Annotated in this window: 16 protein-coding genes and 1 riboswitch; of the genes, 9 read left to right on the top strand and 7 right to left on the bottom strand. The window is 69.0% G+C overall.

Features of this window, described 5'->3' with window-relative positions:
• Positions 1-29 precede the first annotated feature (29 nt).
• From ruvA to ACMV5O_RS03605, 3 genes are read left to right on the top strand one after another with little or no spacing between them, the layout of a single operon-like run.
• Positions 30-629 (top strand): Holliday junction branch migration protein RuvA, encoded by a 600-nt coding sequence (gene ruvA / locus ACMV5O_RS03615; protein WP_416162198.1) that lies wholly within the window; start codon positions 30-32, stop codon positions 627-629.
• Positions 630-649: 20 nt separating this feature from the next.
• Positions 650-1,705: a Holliday junction branch migration DNA helicase RuvB gene (gene ruvB / locus ACMV5O_RS03610; RefSeq protein ID WP_416162197.1), complete on the top strand. Its 1,056-nt coding sequence runs from the start codon at positions 650-652 to the stop codon at positions 1,703-1,705.
• A 12-nt stretch (positions 1,706-1,717) separates the two neighbouring features.
• A complete protein-coding gene (locus ACMV5O_RS03605) occupies positions 1,718-2,074 on the top strand; it encodes a hypothetical protein (RefSeq protein WP_416162196.1) in 357 nt (118 codons plus the stop codon).
• A gap of 3 nt (positions 2,075-2,077) precedes the next feature.
• On the opposite strand, the gene ACMV5O_RS03600 is transcribed toward ACMV5O_RS03605, so the two are convergent.
• The 6 genes from ACMV5O_RS03600 to ACMV5O_RS03575 all read right to left on the bottom strand — a co-directional run bounded on the left by ACMV5O_RS03600 (position 2,078) and on the right by ACMV5O_RS03575 (position 7,152).
• On the bottom strand, positions 2,078-2,641 hold the full coding sequence (locus tag ACMV5O_RS03600; protein ID WP_416162195.1) for a hypothetical protein: 564 nt from the start codon (positions 2,639-2,641) through the stop codon (positions 2,078-2,080).
• 155 nt (positions 2,642-2,796) lie between these two features.
• Positions 2,797-3,765: a tyrosine recombinase XerC gene (locus ACMV5O_RS03595; RefSeq protein WP_416162194.1), complete on the bottom strand. Its 969-nt coding sequence runs from the start codon at positions 3,763-3,765 to the stop codon at positions 2,797-2,799.
• Between the two features lie 28 nt (positions 3,766-3,793).
• Positions 3,794-4,438 (bottom strand): DUF484 family protein, encoded by a 645-nt coding sequence (locus ACMV5O_RS03590; RefSeq protein WP_416162193.1) that lies wholly within the window; start codon positions 4,436-4,438, stop codon positions 3,794-3,796.
• An 11-nt stretch (positions 4,439-4,449) separates the two neighbouring features.
• A complete protein-coding gene (gene dapF / locus ACMV5O_RS03585; protein WP_416162192.1) occupies positions 4,450-5,283 on the bottom strand; it encodes a diaminopimelate epimerase in 834 nt (277 codons plus the stop codon).
• 112 nt (positions 5,284-5,395) lie between these two features.
• On the bottom strand, positions 5,396-6,268 hold the full coding sequence (locus ACMV5O_RS03580; protein ID WP_416162191.1) for a lysophospholipid acyltransferase family protein: 873 nt from the start codon (positions 6,266-6,268) through the stop codon (positions 5,396-5,398).
• Positions 6,265-7,152, bottom strand: coding sequence for a lysophospholipid acyltransferase family protein (locus ACMV5O_RS03575; RefSeq protein ID WP_416162190.1), 888 nt, complete (start codon positions 7,150-7,152; stop codon positions 6,265-6,267). Before ACMV5O_RS03575 ends, ACMV5O_RS03580 begins: the two co-directional genes overlap by 4 nt.
• Positions 7,153-7,387: 235 nt before the next feature.
• Between ACMV5O_RS03575 and metK the strand changes: the two genes are divergently transcribed.
• The 6 genes from metK to ACMV5O_RS03545 all read left to right on the top strand — a co-directional run bounded on the left by metK (position 7,388) and on the right by ACMV5O_RS03545 (position 15,039).
• Positions 7,388-8,551, top strand: a complete 1,164-nt coding sequence (gene metK, locus ACMV5O_RS03570) for a methionine adenosyltransferase (protein WP_416162189.1) — start codon at positions 7,388-7,390, stop codon at positions 8,549-8,551.
• 12 nt (positions 8,552-8,563) lie between these two features.
• Complete coding sequence (locus ACMV5O_RS03565; protein WP_416162188.1) at positions 8,564-9,640, top strand: calcium/sodium antiporter; 1,077 nt, start codon at positions 8,564-8,566, stop codon at positions 9,638-9,640.
• A gap of 17 nt (positions 9,641-9,657) precedes the next feature.
• Positions 9,658-9,761: riboswitch (S-adenosyl-L-homocysteine riboswitch) on the top strand.
• Between the two features lie 102 nt (positions 9,762-9,863).
• Positions 9,864-11,309: an adenosylhomocysteinase gene (gene ahcY, locus ACMV5O_RS03560; protein ID WP_416162187.1), complete on the top strand. Its 1,446-nt coding sequence runs from the start codon at positions 9,864-9,866 to the stop codon at positions 11,307-11,309.
• A gap of 22 nt (positions 11,310-11,331) precedes the next feature.
• The gene (locus ACMV5O_RS03555; protein WP_416162186.1) at positions 11,332-12,177 is read left to right on the top strand and encodes a TlyA family RNA methyltransferase; all 846 of its coding nucleotides are present in this window, start codon (positions 11,332-11,334) and stop codon (positions 12,175-12,177) included.
• Positions 12,178-12,184: 7 nt separating this feature from the next.
• Positions 12,185-13,018 carry a methylenetetrahydrofolate reductase [NAD(P)H] gene (metF, locus tag ACMV5O_RS03550; protein WP_416162185.1) on the top strand — a complete coding sequence of 278 codons (834 nt, stop codon included), beginning with the start codon at positions 12,185-12,187 and terminating at the stop codon, positions 13,016-13,018.
• Between the two features lie 128 nt (positions 13,019-13,146).
• The gene (locus tag ACMV5O_RS03545) at positions 13,147-15,039 is read left to right on the top strand and encodes a diguanylate cyclase (protein WP_416162184.1); all 1,893 of its coding nucleotides are present in this window, start codon (positions 13,147-13,149) and stop codon (positions 15,037-15,039) included.
• Positions 15,040-15,104: 65 nt separating this feature from the next.
• Here the strand turns inward: ACMV5O_RS03545 and ACMV5O_RS03540 are convergent, their stop codons facing one another.
• On the bottom strand, positions 15,105-16,616 hold the full coding sequence (locus tag ACMV5O_RS03540) for a helicase HerA-like C-terminal domain-containing protein (RefSeq protein ID WP_416162183.1): 1,512 nt from the start codon (positions 16,614-16,616) through the stop codon (positions 15,105-15,107).
• Between the last annotated feature and the right edge of the window lie 19 nt (positions 16,617-16,635).

Below are 16,635 nucleotides of genomic sequence, written 5' to 3'. Positions count from 1 at the left end.
TCATCTTCCCCGCTTGGCCAGGCGCAATCATGATCGGACGCATCACCGGCACCCTGCTGGAAAAGAACCCGCCGCAGATCCTCGTCGACGTGCACGGCATCGGCTACGAGATCGACGTGCCGATGAGCACCTTCTACAACCTGCCCGCGACCGGCGGCGTGGTGAGCCTGCACACCCACCACGTGGTGCGCGAGGACGGCCACTTCCTGTTCGGCTTCGCCACCGAGGAAGAGCGCGCCACCTTCCGCCAATTGCTCAAGGTGTCGGGCATCGGCGCGCGCATGGCGCTCGCCGTGCTGTCCGGGCTGTCGGTGAGCGACCTCGCGCAGGCCGTCGCGCTGCAGGAAAGCGGCCGTCTGGTGAAGATCCCCGGCATCGGCAAGAAGACCGCCGAGCGCCTGCTGCTCGAGCTGCGCGACAAGCTCGGCAAGGCCTTGCCAAGCGTCACCGGGGCCCGGCTCGCCGCCGTCCCTGGGGCGCCACCGGATGCGAAGAGCGACATCCTCAACGCCCTGCTCGCGCTCGGCTACAACGAGCGCGAGGCGCTGTCCGCGATGAAGGGGCTGGGCGAGGACGTCGGCGTCTCAGACGGCATCCGCCAGGCGCTGAAGCTGCTGTCGAAGGGCTGAACACACGCTAAGCTGCCACCATGATCGAAACCGACAAGCTGCAGGCCGGCACCGCCGAGCGCCTGATCTCCCCCCGCCCGGCCGACCGCCAGGAAGACGCCATCGAGCGCGCGCTGCGGCCCAAGCGCCTGGCCGAGTACGTTGGCCAGGCCAAGATCCGCGAGCAGCTCGAGATCTTCATCCAGGCCGCGCGCAAGCGCAGCGAGGCCCTCGACCACGTGCTGCTGTTCGGCCCGCCCGGGTTGGGCAAGACCACGCTGGCCCACATCGTCGCCGCCGAGATGGGGGTGAACCTGCGCCAGACCTCCGGCCCGGTGCTCGAACGCGCCGGCGATCTGGCCGCGCTGCTGACCAATCTCGAGCCGCACGACGTGCTCTTCATCGACGAGATCCACCGCCTGTCGCCGGTGGTGGAGGAGATCCTCTACCCCGCGCTGGAAGACTTCCAGATCGACATCATGATCGGCGAAGGGCCGGCGGCGCGCTCGGTCAAGCTCGACCTACCGCCGTTTACCCTGGTCGGCGCCACCACCCGCGCCGGCATGCTGACCAATCCGCTGCGCGACCGCTTCGGTATCGTCTCGCGGCTGGAGTTCTACACGCCGGAGGAGCTCGCCTTCATCGTCAGCCGCTCGTCCCGCCTGCTCAACGTCGAGATCGACGACGCCGGCGCGCTCGAGATCGCCCGCCGCGCGCGCGGCACGCCGCGCATCGCCAACCGCCTGCTGCGCCGGGTGCGCGACTACGCCGAGGTCAAGGCCGGCGGCCACATCACGGCGGCGGTGGCGGACGCGGCGCTGAAGATGCTGGATGTGGACACGCTCGGCCTCGACCTGATGGACCGCAAGCTGCTGTCTGCGATGCTGGAGAAGTTCGGCGGCGGCCCGGTCGGCCTGGACAACATCGCGGCAGCGATCGGCGAATCGACCGACACCATCGAGGACGTCATCGAGCCCTACCTGATCCAGCAGGGCTACCTGCAGCGCACGCCGCGCGGGCGCATGGCGACGCATTCGATCTGGCAGCACTTCGGGCTGGCGCCACCGCGCACCGGCGGCGAGCTGTTCGACGCCTGAGCGGAGCCTGCCGTGCGTTCGCTGCAGGTGGTCATGCTGACCCTGTGCCTGGTGGGCGGGCTCTACCTGATCATGCAGGCACCGGTGTTCTTCCTGCCCGAGCGCTGGGATCCGGCGATCGGGCGCCAGTTCGACGCCAACGCATCGCGCCTGCTCGGCGCCGGCCTGCTGGTGCTGGCTGTGCTTGGCGCTCACTACATGCACGAGATGTATTACAGCGGTCGCCGCAAGCTGGCGGCCGCGCGGGCGCAACGCCGTTACTTCCTGCTCGTGCTGCTGGCACTGGCGCTGATCAGCGCCGCCATGTACCAGGCCACCCCTGGCCCCAACCCGGACTACCGGGCGCCGGGCAGCACACGCACGCCCTGAGGCTCAGGCTGCGGGGGGCGTGTCGAGCAGGGCACGCGCGCGATCGGCCGTTTCAAGCAGCTCCGACAGCTCTCGCGAACTCAACAGCCGGCCGAAATGTGCCAGCGCCTCGCGACTGATGAAGAGGTGGCCATTGTCCTGGCGGCTGATCCAGCCCAGTTCGACGAGGCGGACGACCTTGCGCCGCACGGTCTCGCGCGGCAGTCCGGTCGCGGCGGCGATCGAGTAGGCATTACAGGGTTTCATCGCACAGTCCAGGTCCACCGCGGTCGGAACCGGTTCGACCGCCGTCGGGCGCGGCCGCCCGCCCTTGTCCGCGCCGTCGCCGCCACGTCCGCCACCGGTGTCGAAGGCGCCGATATTGTGCAACGCAATCTCGCCGAGCAGGATCGGCAGCAGGATGTCGCGATCGAACTCCTCGAACCAGCGCCGCAGGTTGCGAATCTCGTGGCGCGCGAGCAGCAGGGCCACCGACCTGAGAATGCGCTGGGAAGAAGGGTGCGAGATCTCGTCGTGAGATACGTCCGCCGCGGGCGGCTCGCCATTGAGCTGGAGTGAAGAGGACATGGCGTTTCTGCGGTACGCAGCGCATTCGCACAAGGCGAATGCCTGCAATACCGACATAAATTAAATATTTATTAAATGCTTCCTGGCGCGCAGCATAACCGAGGCCTTGGCGGCGCTCTGTGCGGAAATACCCAAGCTGGGGAAGATCCGGCAGCCTACTTGCGCGCGCGCGGGTGGGCGGCGTCGTAGACCCTGGCCAGGTGCTGGAAGTCGAGATGGGTGTAGATCTGGGTGCTGCGGATGCTGGCATGGCCGAGCAATTCCTGCACCGCGCGCAGGTCGCCACTGGACTGCAGCAGGTGGCTGGCGAAGCTGTGGCGCAGCATGTGCGGATGCACATGCACGCCCAGCCCCAGCACCTGCGCGCGATGGCCCAGCCGGCTGGCGATGCCGCCGGTGCTCAGGCGGCCGCCGCTGCGGGTGACGAAGAGCGCGGCCTCGCCCGCCGGCGCGAGCTGGCCACGCACGGCCAGCCATCGCCTCAGCGCCTCGATGGCCGGCCCGCCGACCGGCACGCTGCGACTGCGCTTGCGCTTGCCGGTGACGGTGACCAGGCCTTCGTCCAGGTCCACGCCGCGCGCGACATCGAGCGCCGCCAGCTCGGAAACCCGCAGGCCGGACGAGTAAAAAAGCTCGAATATGGCGATATCGCGTATTTCGAGCAGGCTTTCCGGCGCCGGGTCGAGCAAGGCCTTGGCCTGGTCGGGCGACAGCACCCGGGGCAAGGTGGCGGGCGACTTCGGTGGCCGCACGCCGAGCGCGGGATTGGCGCGCAGGCCGCGGTGACGCGCGAGCCAGCGGAAAAAGCCGCGCCACGCCGACAGGTGGCGGGCGATCGAGCGCCCGCTCAGCCCCTCGCCATGCAGGCGGGCGACAAAGCGGCGGATGTCCTGCGTGTCGAGCGTCTCCGGCGCCCGCCCGTCGGCCAGCCGCAACAGGGCATGCAGCCCCACCCGGTAGGCCTTCAGCGTCAGCTCGGCCGCGCGCCGCTGGCTGGCGAGCCAGTCGAGCCAGGCCTCGCCGTCGGCCGGCAGGGGCGCCACCGAGGGGCTGGCGAGCGCCTTCGGCGCGCTCGATTCGCGGCGGCTGCCGGCCCCGGGGCTGGATGTCCGGCTGCGCTTCATGCTCGCGGCGCCCCTTGCGCGGGTGCGTTCAGGCCGCGTGCGCGGCGAGTGCGGCCGCCACCAGCTCGCCAATGCGGTTGAGGTAGAGCGTGCCCATCTCGGGATAGAAGCGCTCGGGCTCGGCGCTGCCGAGCGCGAGCAGGCCGAAGCACACGCCCTGGCTGCGCAGCGGCATCAGGGCCAGCGAGCGGACATGCGGCGCGGCCTCGCCGAACCAGCTCGCCACCTCGATGCTCTCGGGCGCCCCGCAGTAAGGATGGCGCAGGCTGTCGATATGACGGCGCGCCGCTTCGCTGACGCCGCAGGCATCGCCCTGCGCCCCCGCCGCCCACAGCTCGAGGCCGACGTGCGGCACGGCAAAGTCGTCCTGCAGGCTGCTGACCACGGCCTGGCGCACCGAGGCCGCGCTGCCCGCCTGCAACAGGGTGACCGACAGCCGATGGACCTTGCTGCTGATGTCGTCATTCTCCTCGCCGAAACGGATCAGTTCGGCGAGCTTGAGCTCGAGCAGACGGATCTTGTCGCGCAGCGCATGAAGCTGGCGCTCGGCGAGCGAGATCGCCTGCCCGCCATGGCGGGGGTGGGGCACGGTGAGCTCGGCGAACAGCTCATGGTGTTCGTTGAGGAAATCGGGGTGGCTGCGCAGATAGTGCGCGACATCTTGGGCATTCATTCGATATTCCTTCAGGCCAGTTCCATCTCGCCTTCGAACACGGTCACGGCGGGGCCGGTCATCCGTACCGGGGTGCCCGGGCCGACCCAGTCGATCTCGAGCTCGCCGCCACGGGTCTCAACCCGCACCGGCGACACCAGCAGGCCGCGCAGGATGCCAGCGACCACGGCCGCGCAGGCGCCAGTGCCACAGGCCAGGGTTTCGCCGGCGCCACGCTCGAACACGCGCAGGCGCACCCGATGCGGGTCGAGCACCTGCATGAAACCCGCGTTGACGCGCGCCGGAAAGCGCTCGTGGCGTTCGATCAAGGCGCCCTGCTCGGCCACCGGCGCGGCATCGACGTCGGCCACCACCTGCACCGCGTGCGGGTTGCCCATCGACACCGCGGTGATGGCGACGGTCCGCTCGCCCACCGCCAGTGGCTGCACCACGGCGTCGGAGTCGGACAGGAAGGGAATGCGGGCCGGCTCGAGCTCGGGCACGCCCATGTCGACGCTGACCAGACCGTCCTCGCCCAGACGCGGCGCGATGACGCCCGAGCGCGTCTCGACGCGGATCTCGCGCTTGTCGGTGAGGCCCTTGTCATGGACGAAACGGACGAAGCAGCGCGCGCCATTGCCGCACTGCTCGACCTCGCCGCCATCGGCGTTGAAGATGCGGTAGCGGAAATCGACGTCGGCCTGGGCGGCGGGCTCGACCACCAGGAGCTGGTCGCAGCCGACGCCGAAGTGGCGGTCGGCGATCGCCCTCACCCGCGCCGGCGTCAGCTCGACCGGCGTCCGCGTGGCGTCGATGACGACGAAGTCGTTGCCAAGGCCGTGCATCTTTGTGAAGCGCAGTTTCATCAGGGGGCGTTCCGGAAGGCAAAAATGACAGATGACGGAAAAGATCCGCAAGCCGCGATTGTCCTCCACCGCGGCGCGCAGCGTCCACCGTCGGCGCGCCGATCGCCGTGGTTCAGTAGATGCGCGCTTCGCCTTCCGGTCGCGTCTTGAAGCGGCGGTGCACCCAGTAGTACTGCTCGGGCATGCTGCGCACCACGCCCTCGAGCCAGGTGTTCATGCGCACAGTGTCGGCCTCGACGTCGGCGCTCGGGTAGTCCGCCCACGGCGCGCCCAGCTCCAGCACGTAGCCCGCGCCGCCTGGCAGGATGCGGCTGACGCAGGGCATCACCGCGGCGCCGGCCAGGCGTGCCAGGCGCGGCAGGCCGGTGATGGTGGCTGCCGGCACGCCGAAGAAGGGCACGAAGATCGACTCCTTGCGGCCGTAGTCGAGGTCGGGCAGGTAGTAGAAGGGGCGGCCGGACTTCATCGCCTTCACCGTCGCGCGCACGCCCTCGTGGCGCGACAGCACGACCTGGTCGTTGAAGCGGCTGCGGCCATGCTTGAGCCAGTAGTCGAAGACCTTGTCCTTCTGCGGCGAGTACACGGTGATGAACTCGCCCTCCATCGACAGCCGGGTGCCGGCGACGTCGATGCCGAGAAAGTGCGGCGTGAGCAGGATCACCGGCCGCCCCTCGGCACGCAGAGCGTTGAGGCGTTCGAGGCCGTCGATGCGCACCAGGCGACGCAGGCGCGCCGGGCTCGCCCACCACGCCAGCCCGCGCTCGAGCATGCTGCGCCCGATGTAGGCGAAGTTGCGGCGCGCCAGCGCGCGCCGCTCGCCCTCGGACAGCTCGGGAAAGCACAACCGCAGGTTAGTCAGCGCCACCTTGCGCCGCGGCGCCACGACCCCGTACAGCAGCAGGCCGAAGCCGCTGCCGATGCGCGCCTGCAGCGTCAGCGGCAGCCAGTGCAGCAGCCAGATCAACGCGATCACGAGACGGCTCATGCCGGACCGTCCCGCTCCGCCGTCGCGGCCGCCGCGCCTGCGTCGCGCTCGCGGCGCGGACCCTTGTAGCGGTTGTAGCCCCACAGGTATTGCTGCGGGCACTGCAGGATCATGCGCTCGACCTCGCGGTTGATGATCGCGACGTCCGTTTCCAGCTCTCCGGTCAGCGCCTCGGTGGGCGCCTGCAGGCGGAACACGTAGCCCTCGCCACGCGGCAGGCGCTCGGCCCAGGTGTAGATCACGCGCACGCCCTTCACCGCCGCCAGGCGCGCGGCGAGCGTCATCGTCCATGCCGGCTTGCCGAAGAAGGGCGCCCACACGCCCTCGCCCGCGCCCGGCACCTGATCGGGCAGCATGCCCACCGCCTCGTGGCTGCGCAGGGTCTTGACCAGCTTGCGCACGCCCGACAGGTCGGCCGGCGCGGTGCGCATCTGGCCGCGGGCGCGGCCCGCCTCCATCAGCGGCTGCAGCTCGGCCTTGCGCGGCGGGCGATAGAGCACGGTGATCGGAATCCTGGCCGCGATGCACTGCGCGGTGATCTCGAAGCAGCCCAGGTGCGGCGTGATGAAGAGGATGCCGGCCCCCTCGGCGCGCGCCTGCTCGACCAGCTCCCAGCCTTCGGTGCGCACCGCGGCCGCCACCACCTCGTGCGCCGGGCGCAGCCAGATGAAGGGCAGCTCGAGCGCCTGGCGGCCGGCCTCGACGACCGCCGCCCGCAGCACCGCCTCGTCCTCGCGCCCGAGCGCATTGGCGAGGTTGTCGCGCAGGCGGCGGGCGTAGGACGGCGACGCCTTGTAGGTCAGCCAGCCCATCCAGCCGCCGAGGCGGTGAAGCCAGGGCAGCGGCAGGCGCGAAAGCAGGCGAAACACAAGCGAAAGCAGCACGTCGAGTCAGCCACCGGTTCTCAGCACAGGGCCGAATGCTTACACAGCCAGCGATCCCGGTCTATAATCCGGGCCTTGCCGCCGAGTTAACTCGACAACTTGCAGGGCGGCGCGGCCAGCAGCAACGGGCGCAAAATACTGCTAAAGCGTCGGCTGCTCGACGAAATCCCCGGAGCCGGCCGCAGACGCAAGTCGTTGGCTGATCGGGGATTTTCTGTTTCTGGAGCAAGGCAACATGGCTGAATTTCTGTTTACGTCCGAGTCGGTATCCGAAGGCCATCCGGACAAGGTCGCCGACCAGGTCTCCGACGGCGTGCTCGACGCCATCCTGGCCGAGGACCCCAAGGCGCGCGTCGCCTGCGAGACGCTGGTGTCCACCGGCCTCGTCGTGATCTCGGGCGAGATCACCACCACCGCCCACCCCAACTACCGCGAGATCGCGCAGGACGTCATCCGCCGCATCGGCTACGACAACTCCGACATCGGCTTCGACTACAAGAGCTGCGCGGTGCTGGCGGCGATCAACCGCCAGTCGCCCGACATCGCCCAGGGCGTGGACAACGCCAACGACGACCCGCTCGACCAGGGCGCCGGCGACCAGGGCCTGATGTTCGGCTACGCCACCAACGAGACCGACAGCCTGATGCCGCTGCCGATCCACTACGCGCACCGCGTCATGCAGCGCCAGGCCGAAGTGCGCAAGGACGGCCGCCTGCCCTGGCTGCGCCCGGACGCCAAGAGCCAGCTCACGGTGAAGTACGTGGACGGCAAGCCGGTGGCGATCGACACCGTGGTGGTGTCCACCCAGCACGACCCGGACGTGACCCACGCGCAGATCCGCGAGGCCGTCATCGAGCTGATCATCAAGCCGGTGCTGCCGCCCGAACTGATGCAGGGCGACGTGCGCTACCTGGTCAACCCCACCGGCCGCTTCGTGGTCGGCGGCCCGCACGGCGACTGCGGCCTCACCGGGCGCAAGATCATCGTCGACACCTACGGCGGCGCGGCTCACCACGGTGGCGGCGCGTTCTCGGGCAAGGACCCGTCCAAGGTCGACCGCTCGGCCGCCTATGCCGGGCGCTACGTGGCGAAGAACATCGTCGCCGCCGGCCTAGCCGACAAGTGCGAGGTGCAGGTGGCCTACGCGATCGGCGTGGCGCGCCCGGTGTCGCTGATGGTCAACACCTTCGGCACCGGCAAGGTGACCGACGACCAGATCGTGGCGCTGATCGGCAAGCACTTCGACCTGCGCCCGAAGGCCATCATCCAGACGCTCGACCTGCTGCGCCCGATCTACTCCCGGACCGCCGCCTACGGCCACTTCGGCCGTGACGAGCCCGACTTCAGCTGGGAGCAGACCGACAAGGCCGCCGCGCTGCGCGCCGACGCCGGGCTGTAAGCGGGGAATCCCATGCTCCAGCAAGTCCTGATGTTCGTCGCCGGTCTCACCGTACTCGTCATCGGTGCCGACGTGATGGTGCGCGGCGCCTCGCGCCTGGCGGTGTCCTTCGGCGTGTCGCCGCTGGTGGTCGGCCTCACCGTGGTCGCCTTCGGCACCAGCGCGCCGGAGATGGCGGTGTCGGTGGGCTCGGCGCTGTCGGGCAGCCCGGACCTGGCGATCGGCAACGTGGTCGGCAGCAACATCGCCAACATCCTGCTGATCCTGGGCATCTCCGCCCTGATCACGCCGCTGCTGGTCGATGAGCAGATCATCCGCCAGGAGATCCCGATCATGATCGGGGCCTCGGTCTTGCTGGTGGTGGTGGCGCTCGACGGCCGCATCGGGCTGCTCGAGTCGATCGTGATGTTCGGCCTGGTGATCGCCTATACCGTCTTCCTGGTCGTGCAGTCGCGGCGCGCCTCGAAGGCGGTGCAGGACGAGTTCGAGACCGAGATCCCGACCTCGAACTGGGACCGCCACTGGAGCGTGCAGATCGCGCTGGTGGTGGTGGGCCTGGCGATGCTCGTGGTGGGCGCGGACTGGCTGGTGGAGGCGGCGGTGGCCTTTGCGCGTGCCTTCGGCGTCAGCGACCTGGTGATCGGCCTCACCGTAGTGGCGGTAGGCACCTCGATGCCCGAGATTGCCACCTCGATCGTCGCCGCCGTGCGCGGCCAGCGCGACATCGCGGTGGGCAACGTGGTCGGCAGCAACGTGTTCAACATCCTCGCCGTGCTCGGCGTCACCGGCATCGTCTCGGGCGCCGGCCTGCCGGTGTCGGAGGCGGCGCGCAACTTCGACCTGTGGGTGATGCTGGCGGTGGCCTTCGCCTGCCTGCCGATCATGATCACCGGGCGCGAGATCGCGCGCTGGGAAGGCGGCGTGTTCCTGGGCTATTACGCGGCGTACACGGCCTGGCTGGTGCTGCAGGCGCAGAAGCACGACAGCCTGCCCGCCTTCTCGGGGATCATGCTCGGCTACGTGTTGCCGCTGACGGTGATCACGCTGATCGTCAGCATCGTGCGCAACAACGGCCGCGCGAGCGGTTGACGCGGTTATAATCGCGACTTTCCGAGGAGCGCTGCGAGGCGCCCGCCGGCTTTGCCGGCCGCGGCCCCCAGGCTCGGACCCCGCCGCCCGGCGGGTTGCAGTACAACGGCGCTCACCCTGCTAATCGTCTTCAACCCTGCCGGGTTCGGGATGCCGGGTGAGCCCTCGCAGCCAGTGTCGCTGCCCGCCCGCATCGCTGCCCGGCCATAGCATGGAGCTTCACATGAACGCTGTGGCTGACACCAACTTCACCGATTTCGTCGTCGCCGACCTGTCGCTCGCCGACTGGGGCCGCAAGGAAATCCGCATCGCCGAAACCGAGATGCCGGGCCTGATGGCGATCCGCGAGGAATACGCCGCCCGCCAGCCCCTGAAGGGCGCGCGCATCACCGGTTCGCTGCACATGACCATCCAGACCGCGGTGCTGATCGAGACGCTGACCGCGCTCGGCGCCGAAGTGCGCTGGGCCTCGTGCAACATCTTCTCGACCCAGGACCACGCCGCCGCGGCAATCGCCGCCGACGGCATCCCGGTGTTCGCGGTCAAGGGCGAGTCGCTCGCCGACTACTGGGACTACACCCACCGCGTCTTCGAATGGCCGGCGGCGGCAAGTGGTGAAAAGATCTACAGCAACATGATCCTCGACGACGGCGGCGACGCCACGCTGCTGCTGCACCTGGGCGCGCGCGCCGAGCAGGACCTCTCGGTGCTGGCCAAGCCGGGCTCGGAAGAGGAGACCGTGCTGTTCGCCGCGATCAAGGCCAAGCTGGCGCAGGACCCCGCGTGGTACTCGACCCGCCTCGCGCAGATCAAGGGCGTGACCGAGGAGACCACCACCGGCGTGCATCGCCTGTACCAGATGCACGCGCGCGGCGAGCTGAAGTTTCCGGCGATCAACGTCAATGATTCGGTCACCAAGTCCAAGTTCGACAACCTGTACGGCTGCCGCGAGTCGCTGGTCGACGGCATCAAGCGCGCCACCGACGTCATGATCGCCGGCAAGATCGCGGTGGTGGCCGGCTACGGCGACGTCGGCAAGGGCTCGGCCCAGGCCCTGCGCGCGCTGTCGGCCCAGGTCTGGGTGACCGAGGTCGACCCCATCTGCGCCCTGCAGGCGGCAATGGAAGGCTATCGCGTGGTGACCATGGACGATGCGGCCGACAAGGCCGACATCTTCGTCACCGCCACCGGCAACTACCACGTGATCACCCACGATCACATGGCGAAGATGAAGGACCAGGCCATCGTGTGCAACATCGGCCACTTCGACAACGAGATCGACGTCGCCAGCATCGAAGGCTACCAGTGGGAGGAGATCAAGCCGCAGGTCGATCACGTGATCTTCCCGCCGATGGATGGCAAACCCTCCAAGCGCATCATCCTGCTCGCCAAGGGCCGCCTGGTGAACCTCGGCTGCGCCACCGGCCACCCGAGCTACGTGATGTCGAGCTCCTTCGCCAACCAGACGATCGCGCAGATCGAGCTCTTCCAGCACATCGACAAGTACCCGGTGGGCGTCTACACGCTGCCCAAGCACCTCGACGAGAAGGTCGCCCGCCTGCAGCTGAAGAAGCTCAACGCGCAACTGTCGGTGCTGACCGAGGCCCAGGCCGCCTATATCGGCGTGCCGGTCGAAGGCCCGTACAAGGCGGACGCGTACCGCTACTGAGCCTGCCCAGGAGGTCGTCCCGATGAGCATGAACGCCTTCCATGCCCGCCAGGGACGGCCACGCCACGCCGCCGACAGTCGCAAGGCGGTCGACCGCCACGGCCTGCTGCGGGTCGACCAGTTGCTGGTGGCGCAAGGGCTCGCGCCCTCGCGCACCGCGGCGCGCGCGCTGATCGACGCCGGTCGCGTCAGTCACGAGGGGCAGCCGGTCAGCAAGCCGGCGCTGGAGTTGCCGCCCGACGCCAGGCTGGTGGTCACGCCCGACGACCGCGACCGCTTCGTGTCGCGGGGCGCGCTCAAGCTCGAAGGTGCGCTCGCCCGCAGCCGGCTCGACGTGCATGGCGCAGTCTGCCTCGACATCGGCCAGTCCACCGGCGGCTTTACCGACTGCCTGCTGCAGGCCGGTGCGGCCAAGGTGGTCGGCGTCGAGGTCGGTCACGACCAGTTGCACCCGCGCCTGCGCAAGGATCGCCGCTGCGTCACGCTCGAAGGCCTCAATGCCCGCCAGCTCACGCCGGCCGCGCTCGGCGCGCACTACCCGGCGCAGGGCTTCGATCTGCTCGTGTGCGACGCCAGCTTCATCTCGCTCGCGCTGCTGCTGCCGCAGTGGCACGCGCTGCTGTCGCCCTCCGGCCATGTGCTGGCGCTGGTCAAGCCGCAGTTCGAGGTCGGCCCGCAGGGCCTCGCCAAGGGCGGCATCGTGCGCGACACGACGCTGTATGCCGAGGTCGAAGCGCGGCTGCGCGCGGCGGCGCACGCGGCCGGATTCATCATCCTCGACTGGTTCGACTCGCCCATCACCGGCGGCGACGGCAACCGCGAGTTCTTCTTCCACGCCATCCGCACGCCGGATGTCGACAACACCTGATACCGCCATGCGCACCGAACTTTCGATCGAGTTTTTCCCCCCACAGAGCGCCGAAGGCGCCGACAAGCTGCGCGCCACGCGCGATCAGCTCGCCGTGCTCGAGCCGGGCTTCTTCTCCGTGACCTACGGCGCCGGCGGCTCCACCCGCGAGCGTACCTTCGCCACCGTCAAGGAGATCGCCGCCGCCGGCTACGAGGCCGCCCCCCACCTGTCCTGCGTCGGCGCCAGTCGCGACAGCATCCGCGGCATCCTGCAGGAATACGTGGCCGCCGGCATCCGCCGCATCGTCGCCCTGCGCGGCGACCTGCCCTCGGGCGCCGGCGCGGCGGGCGAGTTCCGCTACGCCAGCGAACTGGTCGAATTCATCCGCGCCGAGACCGGCGACCGCTTCCACATCGAGGTCGCCGCCTACCCCGAATGGCACCCGCAGGCGAAGAGCCCGAAGGACGACCTCGCCGCCTTCAAGCGCAAGGTCGAGGCCGGCGCCAACTCGGCGATCACGCAGTATTTCTACAACCTCGACGCCTACCTGCACTTCGTCGACGAGGTGCGCAAGCTGGGCCTGGACACCCCGATCGTGCCCGGCATCATGCCGATCGGCAGCTTCAGCAAGCTGGCGCGCTTCTCGGATGCCTGCGGCGCCGAGATCCCGCGCTGGATGCGCAAGACCTTCGAGAGCTACGGCGACGACAGCGACGCCATCCGCGCCTTCGGCCTCGACGTGGTCACCCGCCTGTGCGAGCAGCTGCTCGCCGCCGGCGCACCGGGCCTGCATTTCTATTCGATGAACCAGGCCGCGCCGACGCTGGAGATCTGCCGCCGGCTGGGGCTCACGGCCTGAGGCTGGCGGCGCCGGATGCGCGGTCGTCCTACCGCACCGGACCGTGGATCAGGTGGTAAACCCGTGCAGCCGGATTTATGCCAGCATTGTCGCCGCTTCCAACCAGCCACGGGCATCGGGCGCAGGACATGAAGAAACTCGATCAGATCCCCTTGGATGGCGAGCTTCCCAGCCCGAAGGGCGTTGCGCTCGCCATCCTGGAGCTGTGCCGCAAGGACGACGCCGATATCAACGAAATCGCGCGTATCGCCCAGACCGATCCGGCGCTCGCAGGCAGACTGCTCCGCCAGGCCAATTCCGCGGCACGGGGCGGGCGCCCGGTAGCCTCGGTAACGGATGCCATCGCCCGCCTCGGTCTCGGCACCGTGCGCAATCTCGCGCTCGGCTTCTCGCTCGTCGACCAGTACCATGCGGGCCCCTGCCCCGGTTTCGATTACGACGGCTTCTGGTCGCACTCGCTTCTGATGGGCGTGGCCATGCAGGCCTTCTCCGGCCTGGCGGGCGCCGGGGCGGCGGACGAGCTGTTCGCCTGCGGCCTGCTCGCGCGCGTTGGCTGCCTGGCGCTGGCAACGGCCCACCCAACGGAGTACAGCCCGCTGCTTGCACACCCCGACGCGGCAACGCGCCTGCGGGAGCTCGAGCAGGAGTACCTGCACACCGACCACCTCGAGCTCTCCGCCGCCCTGCTCACCGAATGGGGCCTCCCCAGCGCCCTGGTAGAGCCGGTCTACTATCACGAGGATCCCGAGTCCTCGGGCTTCTCCGCGGGATCCAGGCCGCACCGGCTTGTCAATCTGTTCTACCTGGCAAAGTGCGTGGCCGACCTGGGAACCGCGCAAGAGCACGAGCGCGCCGGCCAGATTCCCGGGCTGCTGCTGCTGGGCAGCAAGCTCGGACTCGACGCCGAAGAACTGGGTCGCACCATCGACGACCTGGTCAAGAGCTGGCTTGCATGGGGCGAGTTGCTCAAGGTGCCCGCCACTGCGCTGCCCTCATTCGCCCACCTGAGCGAGGCGAACACGGCACGGCATGCCAGTGATTACGCGATGCGCGTGCTGCTGGTGGAGGACGACCCCACCACACGCAGGGCGCTGCAGCTGGCACTCGAGAAGACCCTCGGCCACCAGGTGACCTGCGCCTCGAATGGCCACGAGGCGCTCGCGCTCGCCCTCGAGACCATGCCTCAGGTGGTGCTCACGGACTGGCACATGCCGGGCCTGAACGGACTGGAGCTGTGCCGGGCGCTGCGCGCGTCCGAGTGGGGGCGGACGATGTACATCGTGATGCTGACCGCGGCCAAGGAGGACGAGGAAGTCCTGGAGGCCTTCAACGGGGGCGTCGATGACTACCTCACCAAGCCGATCGACATGCTCATGCTGCGGGCCCGGCTGTTTGCCGCGCGTCATTACACCGAAGTGCTCGAGGGCTGGGAACGCGATCGTGCCAAGCTCAAGCAGTTCGCCGCCGAGCTTGCGATCAGCAACCGGCGCCTGACCCACGCTGCAATGACCGACCTGCTGACCAATCTGCCGAACCGGCGCTCGGGCATGAACAGCCTGGCCAGGGCCTGGAGCGCCGCGGACAGGTCAAGCGAGCCCTTGTCCGTGCTGATGCTGGACATCGACCATTTCAAGAGCATCAACGACACCCACGGCCATGCCGTCGGCGACACCACCCTGCGCAAGGTGGCGCAGGTCATTCAGCGCTCGGCGCGCAAGAACGACAGTATCTGCCGGATGGGCGGCGAAGAGTTCCTCATGGTGTGCCAGAACGCCGACATCAAGTCGGCCTTGCTGGCCGCCGAGCGCCTTCGTCGCGTCGTCGAGGCGCTCCGCATCGACAGCGAGAAAGGGTCGATCGGCATCACGGTCAGCATCGGTGTCGCCACCCGCGAGGCGCAGATGGAAGACGCCGACAGCCTCGTCAACGCCGCCGACCGCGCACTCTATACGGCCAAGCGCGCGGGGCGTAACCGCAGCTGCATCTCGATCCAGGGCAAGCAGCGCTGCGGTCCGTGGTAAGCGCAGGCCGCTGCAACCCGACCTCCGGCACTGTAGCCGACACCCGGCACCCAGCACCCGACACCCTAGCGCTTGCCCCCCAGCAGCGACCCGAGCAGGCCACGCACGATCTGGCGCCCGATCGAGCTGCCGATGGTGCGCGTGACCGTCTTCGCCGCAATCTGCACCAGGCCGTCGCGCTGGCCGCCGCGCGGACCGGTCGAGCCGAACAGGATGTCACTGACGCCGCCGCCCGCCCCCGGCTGCTGGCGCGCCGCGGCCTGCTGCTCGGCCGCCGCCACCGAGGCCGCGGCCTGGGCGCGCAGCATCTCGTAGGCCGACTCGCGGTCCACCACCTGCTCGTAGTGGCCGTAGATGACCGAGCCGGCGATCGCCGCACGGCGCTCGGCTTCGCTCAGCGGCCCCAGGCGCGAATCCGGCGCGATCACGAAGCAACGCTCGGTGACCTCGGGCCGGCCCTTGTCGTCGAGGAAGGAGATCAGCGCCTCGCCCACGCCGAGCTCGGTGATCGCCTGCGCGGCGTTGAAGGCGGGGTTGGGCCGCATGGTGTCGGCGGCGGTCTTCACCGCCTTCTGGTCGCGCGGGGTGAAGGCGCGCAGCGCGTGCTGCACCCGGTTGCCGAGCTGGCCGAGCACGGTCTCGGGCACGTCCAGCGGGTTCTGCGTGACGAAGTACACGCCCACGCCCTTCGAGCGGATCAGGCGCACGACCTGCTCGATCTTCTCGATCAGCGCCTTGGGCGCGTCGTTGAACAGCAGGTGGGCCTCGTCGAAGAAGAACACCATCTTCGGCTTGTCCGGGTCGCCCACCTCGGGGAGCTGCTCGAACAGCTCGGACAGCATCCACAGCAGGAAGGTGGAATACAGCTTGGGCGAGTGGTAGAGCTTGTCGGCCGCCAGCACGTTGATCACGCCGCGGCCGTCGGCGCCGGTCTGCATGAGGTCGTTGATGTCGAGCATCGGCTCGCCGAAGAAGACGTCGCCGCCCTGCTCTTCGAGCGCCAGCAGGTTGCGCTGGATAGCGCCGATCGAGGCCGGCGAGATGTTGCCGTACTCGGTGGTGAAGCTCCTCGCGTTCTCGCCCACGTACTGGACCATCGCGCGCAAGTCCTTGAGGTCGAGCAGCAACATGCCGTTGTCGTCGGCGATCTTGAACACCAGCGTGAGCACCCCGGTCTGGGTGTCGTTGAGGTTGAGCAGGCGCGCGATCAGCAGCGGCCCCATGTCCGAGATCGTGGCGCGCACCGGGTGGCCCTGCTCGCCGAACACGTCCCAGAACACCACCGTGTTGGCGCGCGGCGCATACTCGCCGATGCCGATCGCCTCGAGCCGCTGCAGCAGCTTGGGCGAGGCGGTGCCGGCGGCGCCGATGCCGGACAGGTCACCCTTGATGTCGGCGACGAACACCGGCACGCCGATGTTGGCGAAGGATTCGGCGAGCTTCTGCAGCGTCACCGTCTTGCCGGTGCCGGTGGCGCCGGTGATCAGGCCATGCCGGTTCGACAGCCGCGGCAGCAGGACGATGTCCTTGAAGGCGTCCTGGTCGTGCGCTTTCGCGATCAGCATCGGTTCGGCCATGGGGTGCTCCTCGGGTCGG

It is taken from the genome of Thauera sp. WH-1, from assembly GCF_047806685.1.
Taxonomy (GTDB): domain Bacteria; phylum Pseudomonadota; class Gammaproteobacteria; order Burkholderiales; family Rhodocyclaceae; genus Thauera.
This window is presented reverse-complemented; position numbering and strand designations above follow the sequence as displayed.

Bases quoted from the DNA above. Each gene is read 5' to 3' on its own strand.
- ruvA (WP_416162198.1), top strand. From the start codon at position 30: ATGATCGGACGCATCACCGGCACCCTGCTGGAAAAGAACCCGCCGCAG.
- ruvB (WP_416162197.1), top strand. From the start codon at position 650: ATGATCGAAACCGACAAGCTGCAGGCCGGCACCGCCGAGCGCCTGATC.
- ACMV5O_RS03600 (WP_416162195.1), bottom strand. From the start codon at position 2,641: ATGTCCTCTTCACTCCAGCTCAATGGCGAGCCGCCCGCGGCGGACGTA.
- ACMV5O_RS03595 (WP_416162194.1), bottom strand. From the start codon at position 3,765: ATGAAGCGCAGCCGGACATCCAGCCCCGGGGCCGGCAGCCGCCGCGAA.
- ACMV5O_RS03590 (WP_416162193.1), bottom strand. From the start codon at position 4,438: ATGAATGCCCAAGATGTCGCGCACTATCTGCGCAGCCACCCCGATTTC.
- dapF (WP_416162192.1), bottom strand. From the start codon at position 5,283: ATGAAACTGCGCTTCACAAAGATGCACGGCCTTGGCAACGACTTCGTC.
- ACMV5O_RS03580 (WP_416162191.1), bottom strand. From the start codon at position 6,268: ATGAGCCGTCTCGTGATCGCGTTGATCTGGCTGCTGCACTGGCTGCCG.
- metK (WP_416162189.1), top strand. From the start codon at position 7,388: ATGGCTGAATTTCTGTTTACGTCCGAGTCGGTATCCGAAGGCCATCCG.
- ACMV5O_RS03565 (WP_416162188.1), top strand. From the start codon at position 8,564: ATGCTCCAGCAAGTCCTGATGTTCGTCGCCGGTCTCACCGTACTCGTC.
- ahcY (WP_416162187.1), top strand. From the start codon at position 9,864: ATGAACGCTGTGGCTGACACCAACTTCACCGATTTCGTCGTCGCCGAC.
- ACMV5O_RS03555 (WP_416162186.1), top strand. From the start codon at position 11,332: ATGAGCATGAACGCCTTCCATGCCCGCCAGGGACGGCCACGCCACGCC.
- metF (WP_416162185.1), top strand. From the start codon at position 12,185: ATGCGCACCGAACTTTCGATCGAGTTTTTCCCCCCACAGAGCGCCGAA.
- ACMV5O_RS03545 (WP_416162184.1), top strand. From the start codon at position 13,147: ATGAAGAAACTCGATCAGATCCCCTTGGATGGCGAGCTTCCCAGCCCG.
- ACMV5O_RS03540 (WP_416162183.1), bottom strand. From the start codon at position 16,616: ATGGCCGAACCGATGCTGATCGCGAAAGCGCACGACCAGGACGCCTTC.